The 13,017-nt window shown below is 50.0% G+C and carries 10 protein-coding genes, 4 tRNA genes and 2 rRNA genes; 8 read left to right on the top strand and 8 right to left on the bottom strand.

Translation table 11 applies throughout. The features are described from left to right. Positions 1 to 57: 57 nt before the first annotated feature. From GMA8713_RS18120 to GMA8713_RS18110, 3 genes are all read right to left on the bottom strand, one after another. A tRNA-Pro gene (locus tag GMA8713_RS18120) sits at positions 58 to 134 on the bottom strand. Positions 135 to 136: 2 nt separating this feature from the next. After that, a tRNA-His gene (locus GMA8713_RS18115) sits at positions 137 to 212 on the bottom strand. Between the two features lie 35 nt (positions 213 to 247). Beyond that, positions 248 to 324: transfer RNA gene (locus GMA8713_RS18110), tRNA-Arg, on the bottom strand. A gap of 340 nt (positions 325 to 664) precedes the next feature. On the opposite strand from GMA8713_RS18110, the gene GMA8713_RS18105 reads away from it, so the two are divergent. Then, complete coding sequence (locus GMA8713_RS18105; protein WP_062712885.1) at positions 665 to 1,084, top strand: c-type cytochrome; 420 nt, start codon at positions 665 to 667, stop codon at positions 1,082 to 1,084. Positions 1,085 to 1,222: 138 nt separating this feature from the next. Further along, positions 1,223 to 1,801 carry a sugar O-acetyltransferase gene (locus GMA8713_RS18100; protein WP_062712883.1) on the top strand — a complete coding sequence of 193 codons (579 nt, stop codon included), beginning with the start codon at positions 1,223 to 1,225 and terminating at the stop codon, positions 1,799 to 1,801. A gap of 29 nt (positions 1,802 to 1,830) precedes the next feature. Here the strand turns inward: GMA8713_RS18100 and rep are convergent, their stop codons facing one another. After that, positions 1,831 to 3,849, bottom strand: a complete 2,019-nt coding sequence (gene rep, locus GMA8713_RS18095) for a DNA helicase Rep (RefSeq protein WP_062712881.1) — start codon at positions 3,847 to 3,849, stop codon at positions 1,831 to 1,833. A gap of 416 nt (positions 3,850 to 4,265) precedes the next feature. Between rep and GMA8713_RS18090 the strand changes: the two genes are divergently transcribed. From GMA8713_RS18090 to ubiK, 4 genes are all read left to right on the top strand, one after another. Further along, positions 4,266 to 4,835: a TetR/AcrR family transcriptional regulator gene (locus tag GMA8713_RS18090; RefSeq protein WP_062712935.1), complete on the top strand. Its 570-nt coding sequence runs from the start codon at positions 4,266 to 4,268 to the stop codon at positions 4,833 to 4,835. Between the two features lie 14 nt (positions 4,836 to 4,849). Continuing rightward, positions 4,850 to 5,956, top strand: coding sequence for an efflux RND transporter periplasmic adaptor subunit (locus GMA8713_RS18085; RefSeq protein WP_002535498.1), 1,107 nt, complete (start codon positions 4,850 to 4,852; stop codon positions 5,954 to 5,956). A gap of 9 nt (positions 5,957 to 5,965) precedes the next feature. Beyond that, entirely contained in the window at positions 5,966 to 9,052 is a 3,087-nt protein-coding gene (locus GMA8713_RS18080) for a multidrug efflux RND transporter permease subunit (protein WP_062712880.1), read from the top strand. Between the two features lie 142 nt (positions 9,053 to 9,194). Then, positions 9,195 to 9,455, top strand: a complete 261-nt coding sequence (gene ubiK / locus GMA8713_RS18075; protein WP_002535501.1) for a ubiquinone biosynthesis accessory factor UbiK — start codon at positions 9,195 to 9,197, stop codon at positions 9,453 to 9,455. A 67-nt stretch (positions 9,456 to 9,522) separates the two neighbouring features. Here the strand turns inward: ubiK and ilvC are convergent, their stop codons facing one another. Continuing rightward, positions 9,523 to 11,007 (bottom strand): ketol-acid reductoisomerase, encoded by a 1,485-nt coding sequence (gene ilvC, locus GMA8713_RS18070; protein ID WP_002535503.1) that lies wholly within the window; start codon positions 11,005 to 11,007, stop codon positions 9,523 to 9,525. A gap of 154 nt (positions 11,008 to 11,161) precedes the next feature. Here ilvC and ilvY point away from each other — a divergent pair, with 154 nt between their 5' ends. Continuing rightward, complete coding sequence (ilvY, locus tag GMA8713_RS18065; protein WP_062712878.1) at positions 11,162 to 12,046, top strand: HTH-type transcriptional activator IlvY; 885 nt, start codon at positions 11,162 to 11,164, stop codon at positions 12,044 to 12,046. Between the two features lie 94 nt (positions 12,047 to 12,140). Next, positions 12,141 to 12,434, top strand: coding sequence for a SemiSWEET transporter (locus GMA8713_RS18060; protein ID WP_062712876.1), 294 nt, complete (start codon positions 12,141 to 12,143; stop codon positions 12,432 to 12,434). 151 nt (positions 12,435 to 12,585) lie between these two features. Here the strand turns inward: GMA8713_RS18060 and GMA8713_RS18055 are convergent. The 3 genes from GMA8713_RS18055 to GMA8713_RS18045 all read right to left on the bottom strand — a co-directional run. After that, positions 12,586 to 12,662: transfer RNA gene (locus tag GMA8713_RS18055), tRNA-Asp, on the bottom strand. Positions 12,663 to 12,677: 15 nt separating this feature from the next. Beyond that, a 5S ribosomal RNA gene (gene rrf / locus GMA8713_RS18050) occupies positions 12,678 to 12,793 on the bottom strand. Between the two features lie 125 nt (positions 12,794 to 12,918). Beyond that, positions 12,919 to 13,017, bottom strand: a 23S ribosomal RNA gene (locus GMA8713_RS18045); the annotation flags it as partial.

Genomic DNA, 13,017 nt, shown 5'->3' with positions numbered 1-13,017 from the left:
CTCATTGAAGACCTTAGAAACGACGAAGCCCTGCTCATTGAGCAGGGCTTCTAAATGTGGTCGGTGAAGAGGGATTCGAACCCCCGACCCTCTGGTCCCAAACCAGATGCGCTACCAAACTGCGCTATTCACCGAGTGGGGTGGCTGACGGGACTTGAACCCGCGACAACCGGAATCACAATCCGGGACTCTACCAACTGAGCTACAGCCACCACTGTTTTATTTCGCCAAATTTTCTTTTCCGGACTGGCGCACCCGACAGGATTCGAACCTGCGACCTTTGGCTCCGGAGGCCAACGCTCTATCCAGCTGAGCTACGGGCGCTTGCCCCTGTCGGCGGAGTCGCATATTACGGATATCGCCTCCTGCCGTCTAGCACTTTTTTTAATTTTTTTTTCGAACGGTTTATTTTTATCCGATCGGGCTAAAAACAGTGCAGGCAGGCGATATCATAACGGTTTCACGCAACAATCTAAAGCGCTATAATCACTTAATCTTTACACGGAGTTAACCTTGTTTCGTCCATACTTCGTAATTAAGATCGTCACAATTGCTGAAAGGTCGACCCAGTTAGCCGATCCACCTCTACAATTGTGATAAAAATATCTAACCGCATAAAAAACGTCCGATAATTCGGAACCAAAAAGATATTGGGAGTGAAACAGTGAGCGCAAAGGGAATTTTTTTACGTCGTTTAGCAGTATCTGCTGTCACCGCTTTGTTTATGATGGGTACAGCGCACGCTGCTGACATGTCAGAAGAAGCCATTGCAGAACGCATCGCACCAGTCGGTTCCGTTTACTTGGACGGCGAAGCACCTGTTGAGACTGCGGCTGCACCATCAGGCCCACGTACCGGCGATTCCGTTTACAACACCTACTGTATGGCATGTCACGCGACAGGTGCCGCGGGCGCACCAAAAGTTAGCGACCCTGCTGCTTGGGAACCACGTCTTGCACAAGGTCGTGACACGCTGAACAAGCACGCCATCGAGGGCTTCAACGGCATGCCAGCACGCGGAACCTGTATGGATTGTTCTGATGACGAGATCGTGGCTGCTATCGACCACATGTTGTCTCTGTAAGGCATCCAATATTGTGTGAAAAAGCGGCTTTCAAGCCGCTTTTTTGATGCCTGTTTATCAGTCTGGAAGCAAGGACACTGAATTCCTCCGCTATATTGCCCATCATTCGCGCGTGTTTTCTTCTTTCCTGTTCCTAAGATGACCGAATTTGAAAAAATGACCCAAGGCCTCGCCTTTAATGGGTGCGATGAAACGATTGATTCCATTCGCTCGAAAGCCTTCCAACTCCTTCAACGCTACAACACTCTACCAGTTGACCAATCCATTGATATTGCATCAGAGCTGTTTGGCAGCATTGGGGATGACTCAATGGTAATGCCGCCTTTTCATTGTGAGTTTGGTAAAACCATCAATATAGGTCCCAGTACCTTTATCAATATGGGTGCGATGATGTTGGATGGTGCACCAATTACCATTGGCAGCAACGTGCTCATTGGCCCTAACTGCCAGTTTTACACAGCCGGCCACTCTATGGATTACCGCAGCCGACGCAAATGGGAAACCTTCTGCAACCCGATCGTGGTGGGTGATGATGTCTGGGTGGGCGGCAATACAGTGATTTGCCAGGGCGTGACCATTGGTGCTCGCTCAGTGATCGCAGCCAATTCAGTAGTCACCAAAGACATGCCGGAAGATTGTCTGATTGGTGGCACGCCAGCCAAAGTGATCCGTAAGCTGCACGAGAACGAATCGGCTGAAGAAGCTCTCGATGCATAAAAGAAAAGCCGGAGTTATCCGGCTTTTCTTTAGTCTTTTTTAAGCATTGCTCTGAGATTGGCGATTGCTGCCTGCCCTTTTGCCATCCTTTCTTCCTGCGTCTGGGGCTTTTTCTTCTCTTCCCATTCCACATCGTCGTATGGCAGCTCTTCAAGGAAACGGCTCGGCAGAGGCTTTATCAACTCGCCATACTGACGGCGCTCCTTACAAAGCGTGAAAGTCATCTCACGTTGCGCGCGGGTGATCCCCACGTAGGCAAGACGGCGCTCTTCCTCCACATTGTCTTCATCAATGCTCGACTGATGCGGCAGAAAACCTTCTTCCATTCCTACCAGATACACATACGGAAACTCTAGCCCTTTAGAGGCATGCAGCGTCATCAACTGCACCTGATCAGCATCGTCATCGTCCTCGCCACGCTCCATCATGTCACGCAGTGTCAGTCGCTGAACCACTTCGCGAAGTGTTTTCACTTCGTTGTCGTAGTTGTCTCCTTCCAAGTCCGCCACAATCCAGCTGTAGAGATCGGAGACGTTCTTCATCCGCATCTCCGCTGCCTTAGGGCTGGCTGAGGTTTCGTATAACCAATCTTCGTAGTGTGAATCCCGCACCAATGATCGCACTGCATCAACCGCGTCGCCGCGCTCAAACTGATCGGAAAGCTCAACAATCCAGCGGGTAAAGCGTTGCAGGGATTCGAGACCACGACCGTTTAGGTGCTCCTGAAGTCCTAGTTCAAAACTCGCCGCAAACAAGCTCTTTCCTCGCATGTTGGCGTACGTTCCCAGCTTTTCGAGTGTCACTGGGCCAATTTCGCGACGCGGTGTATTCACGATGCGCAAAAATGCATTGTCGTCATCCTGATTGGTCAGCAAACGAAGATACGCCATGATGTCTTTAATTTCTGCGCGTGCGAAGAATGAGGTGCCGCCCGAGATCTTGTAAGGAATACGGTTCTGCATCAGCGCTTTTTCGAATAAGCGTGACTGGTGATTACCGCGGTACAAAATCGCGTAATCTTTGTAGTCTGTGCGGTTCATAAATTTGTGCGCAATGATCTCACCGACCACGCGCTCTGCTTCATGCTCTTCGTTGTTGGCTTTCAGCACTTTGAGCATTTCGCCGTCTGGCAACGCGGAGAACAGCGTTTTCTCAAACACGTGCGGGTTGTTGGCAATAAGAATATTCGCCGCACGCAGGATACGACTGGTTGAGCGGTAGTTTTGCTCCAGCTTGATGACTTTGAGGCTTGGAAAGTCCTGACTCAGCATCAAGAGGTTCTTTGGCTGCGCCCCCCGCCAGCTGTAGATAGACTGGTCATCATCACCCACCACGGTAAAACGGGCACGTTCTCCCACCAGCAATTTCACCAACTGGTACTGGCTGGTGTTGGTATCCTGATATTCATCCACCAGCAGATAACGGATTTTGCTTTGCCAGCGCTCACGTACTTCCTGATTGGTTTTCAGCAGGATCACTGGCATCAAGATCAAATCATCAAAATCCAGCGCGTTGTAAGCCTTCATCTGCTTTTGGTACATGGCATAGCAATGGGCAAATAACTGGTCGCGTTCGCCCATCGCCGCGGATTCCGCCTGCTGCGGCGTCAGCATGTCATTCTTCCAGTTGGAGATAGTATGCAGCAGCTGGTTCAGTAAATCCTTGTCGCCGTCGAGCTCATCCTCAGTCAGCTCTTTTAAAAGTGCCATCTGGTCTTGATCATCAAACAACGAGAAACCCGCTTTCAGGCCCAAGCTTTTATATTCGCGGCGAATGATATTCAGGCCGAGGGTGTGGAAGGTAGAGACCATCAGCCCCCGCGCTTCCTGGCGGTTCAGCGTCTGGCCGACACGTTCTTTCATTTCCCGCGCCGCTTTATTGGTAAAAGTCACCGCCGCAATGTGGCGTGCCTTGTAGCCACACTGTTGGACCAGATAAGCAATTTTATTGGTGATCACACGTGTTTTACCGGAACCCGCACCAGCTAACACCAGGCAGGGCCCGGAGACATGATGGACAGCGTCATTCTGAGCTGGATTAAGTTTCATGTGGTTCCTCTGTTCATTCGCGCGATATTTAGCAGGTGCATTGTATACCCAAACAACCTGAAGATGCAGGATTCAGCGAGGTTGACTGGCGTTGTGATCGCGGCGCTCCTTTGCAGGTGTAGCCACCTCCATCAAAAAGGAGTAACAAAGAGCACGGCGTCAGTCAACTCGCCCGAAGGGAGGCCCTCAATGCGCCCACTTCTTTGTTAAATTCCACGGAAATAGAGTGCTATTCCTCGTGAAATTTGCCTCGAATTGAACGCATTGATGGCCTCTGAATGAGAGCATCTTCAGGTCGTTTGGGTATAGACGGAATAACGGCGCACTTCATCTTTCGTCGATTTAAAGGAAAGAGTTGGCAGCCTGTAACAAAATCCATACAATGAATGAACGTTCATTCACTGGAGCGCTGTGTTATGTCTGACAAGAAAACACAGATCTTGGAAGCAACGGAACGCTTGTTGGCCCAGCATGGCTTTGATCGCCTCTCGATGCAGATGGTAGCAAAGGAAGCCGGGGTCGCAGCAGGCACCATTTACCGTTACTTTTCAGATAAAAACGACTTACTGAGTCAACTTCGAAATCATGTGGTTCAGCAGTGTGCCACCAAAATGTTGGAAGGCCATGACGCAGATAAGCCGTTAAAGCAACAATTCGTCACGCTGTGGCTAAATGCATGGCACTTAACCATTCGCCGAGACGATAACGCAATCAATCGGGAACAATTTGACAGCCTGCCCTATCAGAGAAACGGTGAGCAACGCCTGATGGATTTAAAAGCTTTTGGTCCTATCCACCAGTTTTTCGAATCAGGAATTGCTGACGGAACCTTTAAGCCCCTTTCTACTTATGTGCTTTCTGGCATTGGTATCGAGCCAGCTGTTTGCCTTGCACGCAAACAGGTACGAGGGGTCATAGAACTAGATGAATCAGCAATCGAGGATACGATCAACGCTTGCTGGGATGCTATCTGCCTTCATAGATAATCGGAGCAATCTAAATGAAGAAATGGTTTGTAGTCATGTTAGTCGTGGCGGTTTTGCTATTCGGCACCGTGATTGGCTTTAACATGTTCAAGCAACAGAAAATTGCCGAATACATGGCAAACATGCCTGAGCCGGAATTCCCGGTCACAGCGGTAGAAATGGATTCAGTCGATTGGATCCCTACCATTGAGGCTATTGGTTTTATCGAACCAAACCAGGGCGTTACCCTGACCACAGAAGTCAGCGGCGTCATTGAAAACATCAACTTTGAATCCGGTCAGGCCGTCAAACAAGGTGATGTTTTGCTGGCATTAGACTCAAAAGTAGAAGTCGCGAACCTCAAGAGTACCCAAGCTCGCTTGCCTGCTGCTGAAGCGAAGTTCAAGCGCTACCAAGGTCTGTTCCGTAAAGGCTCAATTTCTAAAGAAGCCCTGGATGAAGCCGAAGCGAATTTCCGCTCACTGCAAGCTGATGTTGAAAGTCTAAATGCGTCGATTGATCGCCGTACCATTGATGCACCCTTTGATGGTGTCGTCGGTCTGCGTAACGTCTTTTTGGGTGAATACTTACAACCAGGCACAGAAATCGTGCGTCTGGAAGACACGTCAATCATGCGTCTGCGCTTTACTGTGCCACAAACCGACATTGCGAAAATCAAGTTGGGCCAGCAAATTGATATCTCTGTAGATGCCTACCCAGATACGCCATTTACCGGCAAGATCAGTGCGATTGAGCCTGCAGTTAACTTCCAGAGCGGTTTGATTCAGGTACAAGCAGACATTCCAAACAACCACGGCCAACTGCGCTCAGGTATGTTTGCCCGTGCAAACATCATTCTGCCAACGTTTGAAGACCAAATCGTTGTCGATCAGACTGCCATCAACTTCACCCTCTACGGTGAGAACGTGTATGTACTGCGTGAGGAAGACGGCGCAACCCGAGCCTATCAGCAGGTTGTGAAAGTCGGTGAGCGTAAAGATCACATCGCACACGTGCTGGAAGGTCTGGAGCCAGGTGACAAAGTCGTGACTTCCGGTCAGGTGCGTCTGAGCAACGGTGCGAAAGTACGTGTTGTGGAAAGTGATGCCCTCAATCCACCGGCAGAGCTGCCACAACTGTAAGAGGCCGCTATGAAATTCACTGATATTTTCATCAAGCGTCCGGTACTGGCAGTGTCGATCAGTTTTCTGATCGCACTGCTTGGCCTGCAGTCGATGTTCAAGATGCAGGTGCGGGAATACCCGGACATGACCAATACGGTGGTCACTATCTCTACCAGTTACTATGGTGCGAGTGCTGACCTTATTCAGGGCTTTATTACTACGCCACTTGAGCAGGCCGTCGCACAGGCGGACAACATTGATTTCATGACCTCGGAGTCGGTGCTGGGTAGCTCAACCATCACGGCATACATGAAGCTCAATACCGACCCAAATGCGGCGCTTGCTGACATTCTGGCAAAGGTGAACTCGGTACGTGCACAGTTGCCAGGCGAGTCAGAAGACCCGTCGGTGTCGATGTCGACCGGTTCTACCACCGCGGTAATGTACATTGGCTTTACGTCAGAAGAGCTCGATTCCAGCCAGATCACTGACTATCTGGAGCGTGTGACTAAGCCTCAGCTGTTTACCGTAAACGGTGTAGCAAGTATCGACTTGTACGGTGGTCTGAAGTACGCGCTGCGTGTATGGCTGGATCCGGCGAAAATGGCTGCGTTTAACCTGACAGCGACTGACGTGATGGGCGTGCTGAACGCCAACAACTTCCAGTCTGCGACCGGTCAGTCCATCGGTACCTACATGGTGTACAACGGTTCGGCCAACACTCAGGTTTCTGACACCGAGGAACTGAAACGCCTGGTTGTCGCCACCCAGAAAGGTCAGGTCATTCGTCTTGGCGATATCGCGAAGGTGTCGCTTGAGAAGAGTCATGACGTTTACCGTGCGACAGCAAACGGTTCTGAAGCCGTGGTTGCAGCCATTAACGCCGCACCAACCGCCAACCCGATTAACATCGCGGCAGATGTGCTTGAGAAGCTCCCAGAGCTTGAGCGTAACATGCCAAGCACCATCAAGATGAACGTGCTTTATGACTCGACCGTTGCCATCAACGAATCGATTCACGAGGTGGTGAAAACCATCATCGAAGCAGCACTTATCGTACTGGTGGTGATCACCCTGTTCCTGGGCTCATTCCGCGCAGTACTCATCCCGATCATCACCATCCCGCTATCGCTTATCGGTGTGGCCATGATGATGGAGCTGTTCGGTTTCTCACTGAACCTGATGACGCTGCTCGCGATGGTACTCGCTATCGGTCTGGTGGTGGATGACGCCATCGTTGTTCTGGAGAACGTCGACCGTCACATTAAGCTCGGGGAGTCCCCATTCCGCGCCGCCATCATCGGTACCCGCGAAATTGCCGTGCCCGTCATTTCGATGACACTGACGCTGGCAGCGGTGTACGCACCTATCGCATTGATGGGGGGAATTACTGGCTCGCTGTTCAAAGAGTTCGCCCTGACGCTGGCTGGTGCGGTATTTGTCTCCGGTATTATCGCGCTGACCCTGTCGCCGATGATGTGTTCGAAGATGCTAAAAGCCAATGCGCAACCAAGCAAATTCGAAGCGAAAGTACATCACTTTCTTGATCGCATGACTGAAGGCTATGCACGTATGCTGGGCGGCGTGATGAAGGTACGCCCTGTCATCATCACCTTCGCCGTGATCGTGTTTGTCAGCTTGCCACTGCTGTTCAAGTTCATTCCTAGTGAACTTGCACCGGCGGAAGATAAAGGCGTGCTGGTGATGATGGGTACAGCGCCATCGACAGCAAACTTAGATTACATCCAGAACACCATGGCGGAAGTTAACCAGAAACTGGCTGATCAGCCAGAAGTGGCCTTCTCGCAGGTATTCTCTGGTGTGCCAAAGTCCAATCAGGCATTTGGTATCGCCTCTTTGGTACCTTGGAGTGAACGTGAAGCCAGCCAGGCAGACATCGTGAAGCGTATGACTGAGGAAGTGAAAGACATCCCGGGTATGGCGGTGACTGCCTTTCAGATGCCAGAGCTTCCAGGTGCGTCTTCCGGTCTGCCTATCCAGTTCGTCATCACCACACCAAGCAACTTCGAGAGCCTGTTCCAGGTGGCGTCAGACGTACTGTCTGAGGTGAAGAGCAACTCTATGTTTGTTTACTCTGACATGGATTTGAACTTCGATTCGGCGACGATGAAAATCAACATCGACAAAGACAAAGCTGGCGCATACGGTGTGACCATGCAGGATATCGGTATTACCTTAGGCACCATGATGGCTGACGGTTATGTGAACCGTATCGATCTGGATGGCCGTTCCTATGAGGTTATCCCGCAGGTGGAGCGCAAGTACCGCCTGAACCCAGAGTCCATAAAAGGTTACTACGTACGCTCTGCGAACGGTGAGGCTGTGCCGTTGAGCTCACTGATCACCATTGATGTAGTAGCCGAACCTCGCGCCCTGCCTCACTTCAACCAGCTGAACTCTGCAACCATAGGTGCGGTTGCTGCACCTGGTGTTGCGATGGGCGATGCCATCAACTGGTTTGAGAATATCGCAGCTGAGAAACTTCCTCGCGGTTATCAGCACGATTACCTCGGCGAAGCCCGCCAGTTCGTGACGGAAGGTAGCGCGCTTGTAGGCACCTTTATGCTCGCACTGGCGGTGATCTTCCTGGTTCTGGCTATTCAGTTCGAATCGCTGCGTGATCCACTGGTAATTCTGGTCTCTGTACCACTGGCTATCTGTGGCGCGTTGATTGCCCTCGCTTGGGGCGCAGCATCAATGAACATCTACTCTCAGGTAGGTCTCATCACGCTGATCGGCCTTATCACTAAGCACGGCATCCTTATCTGTGAGGTGGCAAAAGAAGAGCAACTTCATCGCGGCATGAACAAGATGGAAGCCGTCATGGAAGCGGCGAAAGTGCGTCTGCGTCCAATCCTGATGACCACAGCAGCGATGATCGCAGGTCTTATCCCGCTGATGTATGCAACTGGTGCAGGTGCCGCGCAACGTTTCAGTATCGGTATCGTTATCGTTGCCGGTCTGGCAATTGGTACTCTGTTCACCCTGTTTGTACTGCCGGTGATCTACACCTATCTGGCGAGCAAGCACGAACCACTGCCAGAGTTTGAAGAAGATTTGGATGTTTCAGCGCAGGAAAAACCCGCGCACTGATATTCTTCCAATATGACAAAGGGTCTCGATTGAGACCCTTTTCTTTTTTCAGCGTAATGAGTAGTAGCCTTTTGCGATACGACACTTTCGACAAAAGGTCAGGTGTTGCTTAGAATAACGGCATCAAAATAAGGAGTAACGCATGTTCGACCCAAAAAAGTTGGAGCAAATTGCAAAGCAAATCCATGAATCTATGCCGAAGCCGGTAAAAGATCTGGGTAATGATGTTGAGCAGAAGGTTCGTGAGGTGATCCAATCACAGCTGGCTAAACTGGATGTTGTCAGTCGCGAAGAGTTTGATGTTCAGACGCAGGTTTTGCTTCGTACTCGCCAAAAGCTGACTGAAATGGAACAGAAGCTGGCTGAATTTGAGCAGAAGCTTAACGAGAAGTCTGACGCTTAAGCGCAAAACGAAAGACATAAAAAAACCCGGCTATTGCCGGGTTTTTCGTATTTATCTATTGCAGTGATTAGTCACCCACTGCAATACGCTTCATGTCAGTCATGTAGCCACGCAGCTCCTGGCCAATCCACTCTACTGGGTGGTTGCGCAGTGCTTCGTTCACGTCGATCAGCGTTTGGTTGTCAACGTGGTTGCCAGTTTCACCCAGGCCTTTACCAATCACGTCAGTACCAACCAGCGGCATGAACTTCTCACGCAGAAGTGGCGTTGCAACGTTAGCAAACAGGTAGTTACCATATTCTGCAGTGTCAGAGATAACCACGTTCATTTCGTACAGACGCTTACGTGCGATGGTGTTTGCGATCAGTGGCAGCTCGTGCAGTGACTCGTAGTATGCAGACTCTTCGATGATGCCAGATGCAGTCATTGCTTCAAACGCCAGCTCAACACCCGCACGAACCATCGCAACCATCAGGATGCCGTTGTCGAAGTACTCTTGTTCAGAAATCTTCACGTCAGTTTCTGGGTAATTTTCAAATGCCGTTTCAGCAGTTTCTGCACGCCAGCCCAGCAGGTTCACGTCATCGTTCGCCCAGTCAGCCATCATGGTTGATGAGAAGTGACCTGAGATGATGTCATCCATGTGCTTGTTGTACAGCGGGCGCATCAGGTCTTTCAGGTCTTCAGACAGTTCGAATGCTTTTACTTTTGCTGGGTTAGAGAGGCGATCCATCATATGAGTGATGCCGCCAAACTTCAGTGCTTCAGTGATAGTTTCCCAACCAAACTGCAGCAGTTTACCCGCGTAACCCGCATCGATGCCGTCAGCAATCATCTTCTCGTAACAAACGATAGAGCCTGCCTGCAGCATGCCACACAGAATAGTTTGCTCACCCATCAGGTCAGATTTTACTTCCGCAACGAAAGAAGACTCCAAAACGCCTGCGCGGTGACCGCCAGTTGCAGCTGCCCATGCTTTTGCAATCTCGTGGCCTTCGCCTTTTGGATCGTTCTCTGGGTGAACTGCCATCAGTGTTGGAACACCGAAGCCACGCTTGTACTCTTCACGTACTTCAGTACCTGGGCACTTAGGTGCAACCATCACAACCGTCAGGTCGCTACGAACCTGCATACCTTCTTCAACGATATTGAAACCGTGTGAGTAGCCCAGCGCAGCGCCTTCTTTCATCAGAGGCATCACAGCGTTAACAACTGCAGTGTGTTGTTTGTCTGGAGTCAGGTTAACGACCAGATCAGCCTGAGGGATCAGGTTTTCGTAGTTATCTACGTTGAAGCCGTTTTCTTTTGCGTTTTTGTAAGATTGGCGTTGCTCGTCAATCGCTGCCTGACGCAGAGCGTAAGACACGTCCAGACCCGAGTCGCGCATGTTAAGACCCTGGTTCAGGCCCTGTGCACCACAACCCACGATAACAACCTTCTTGCCTTTCAGGTAATCCGCTTCATTGGCGAATTCCGCTTTATCCATAAAACGGCAAACACCCAGCTGAGCTAATTGCTCACGCAAGTTCAAGGTATTGAAATAGTTAGACATGTCGAATACTCCATGAAGAAATTTTGTCCTTTGGCGATGCGAACATGACAATCTGTTGCATCGAATTGCCCCCATCATAGATCAGGTAATTAGTTGCTTAAAGTGATATATTCACAACATGTAATTGCATTTTTTGCAACATGGAAGTTAAGCGATGAACATCAAACATCTTCAGCTGTTCATACACCTATGTGACAGTAAAAGTTTCTCTAAAACAGCCGCTGCAATGCACATCAGTCCCTCAGCGCTGAGCCGCCAAATACAGAAGCTTGAGCAAGAAGCTGAACAACAGCTTTTTCTGAGGGATAACCGAAGCGTAGAGCTGACACTGGCGGGGAAAAAGCTATTGCCTGTCGCGATGAGAATTCTGTCTGAATGGCAACAATACCAGAGTCAGTTTAATACCTCGGGTAATGAACTGGTGGGCGAGATAAGGCTCTTCTGTTCAGTCACCGCAAGTTACAGCCATCTACCAGAGCTGTTATCAGAGTTTCGCTTAAGACACCCACTTATTGAGCTTAAGGTATCTACCGGAGACCCCGCACAGGCGATAGATAAAGTGCTCTCTGATGATGCAGACATTGCAATATCCGCTTTGCCTGAACAGCTCCCCTCAAAGGTTTCATTCGAGCCTATCAACGATATTCCGCTATCTGTTATCGCACCTGCTGGTGTCAGCAGTTTCGCCGATACCCTGCAAAGCGAAGATCCGGATTGGTCTTCTATTCCTTTTATCGTACCGGAAGCAGGAACTGCCAGAGAGCGCGCGAATACCTGGTTTAAAAAGATGAAAATCAAACCCAATATCTACGCGCAGGTTTCCGGCCATGAAGCCATCGTGAGCATGGTAGCGCTTGGATGCGGTGTGGGAATTGCGCCGGATGTGGTAATCAATAACAGTCCTGTCAGGGATAAAATCGAAAAGCTCAAGCTAGCCCCCATCAAGCCATTCGAGCTGGGAGTGTGCTGCCTTCGCTCACAGATAGATAACCCGCTTATTAAGGCGCTATGGGACGTAGCAGAAGGGAAAACGATCTAGTTGCGATACTGTCTCAGCATCGGTATCGCGAAGAGCAGCAACAGCCATATCTCCTGACTACCCTCACTAGGAATCAACACAAGTGAGGTGAACGATGAGCATGATTGAAAAGATAGGAAAAGCGCTGGAACCTTTGATGCTCGTAATGGGCTTGGTCAGCCCTCTGGCAACGTTGCCTCAAATCTATAAGCTCTACTTCTCACACAGTGAGCACGCCGCAGGGTTATCCCTGACAACCTGGGTGCTCTATTCTTTTATTGCCATGCTTTGGACCATTTATGGGCTTTACCACAAGAACCCAACGATATGGGTAGGTAATGGCTTAGGTTTTTTAATGTATTTGGCGATGGTCGCAGGGATCATCGCACGTGTCGGCATCACCTTCTAAGCAAGAGCCTTTAATACAGATGCTCATTAGGAGTTGGCAGATAGTAGGGATGCCTAGTTTTGCATGGCAAGTGAGGCAAAAGTGCAAAGCACTTTTTCGGGTCGCAGATAGCAAAAAACCTCAGCATTTCTGCTGAGGTTTCTTTAAGAAGTGGCGGAGCGGACGGGACTCGAACCCGCGACCCCCGGCGTGACAGGCCGGTATTCTAACCAACTGAACTACCGCTCCACACTTAAATTGGAAGCCTGGCGATGTCCTACTCTCACATGGGGAGACCCCACACTACCATCGGCGCTGTTACGTTTCACTACTGAGTTCGGCATGGAGTCAGGTGGGTCCATAACGCTATGGTCGCCAAGCAAATTCTTTTTTTACTTTCAGTTTTTCAAAAAACTGAAGGCAAAAGTAATCTTGGAAAGCTGTTTCTATGTTCTCTACACATTCAATGTTCTATCCGAGTCCGTCAAAACCCCTTGGGTGTTGTATGGTTAAGCCTCACGGGCAATTAGTATCAGTTAGCTCAACGCCTCGCAGCGCTTACACACCTGACCTATCTACGTCGTCGTCTCCAACAACCCTTTAG

Origin of the sequence: Grimontia marina (assembly GCF_900060185.1) — a bacterium.
Lineage (GTDB): Bacteria > Pseudomonadota > Gammaproteobacteria > Enterobacterales > Vibrionaceae > Enterovibrio > Enterovibrio marinus.
Note: the sequence above shows the minus strand (reverse complement) of the source record. Positions and strands in the feature narration are given on the sequence as shown.

Coding starts and splice junctions, on each gene's coding strand:
- GMA8713_RS18060 (WP_062712876.1), top strand. CDS start 12,141: ATGAGCATGATTGAAAAGATAGGAAAAGCGCTGGAACCTTTGATGCTC.
- rep (WP_062712881.1), bottom strand. CDS start 3,849: ATGAAACTTAATCCAGCTCAGAATGACGCTGTCCATCATGTCTCCGGG.
- GMA8713_RS18090 (WP_062712935.1), top strand. CDS start 4,266: ATGTCTGACAAGAAAACACAGATCTTGGAAGCAACGGAACGCTTGTTG.
- GMA8713_RS18085 (WP_002535498.1), top strand. CDS start 4,850: ATGAAGAAATGGTTTGTAGTCATGTTAGTCGTGGCGGTTTTGCTATTC.
- ilvC (WP_002535503.1), bottom strand. CDS start 11,007: ATGTCTAACTATTTCAATACCTTGAACTTGCGTGAGCAATTAGCTCAG.
- GMA8713_RS18080 (WP_062712880.1), top strand. CDS start 5,966: ATGAAATTCACTGATATTTTCATCAAGCGTCCGGTACTGGCAGTGTCG.
- ilvY (WP_062712878.1), top strand. CDS start 11,162: ATGAACATCAAACATCTTCAGCTGTTCATACACCTATGTGACAGTAAA.
- ubiK (WP_002535501.1), top strand. CDS start 9,195: ATGTTCGACCCAAAAAAGTTGGAGCAAATTGCAAAGCAAATCCATGAA.
- GMA8713_RS18100 (WP_062712883.1), top strand. CDS start 1,223: ATGACCGAATTTGAAAAAATGACCCAAGGCCTCGCCTTTAATGGGTGC.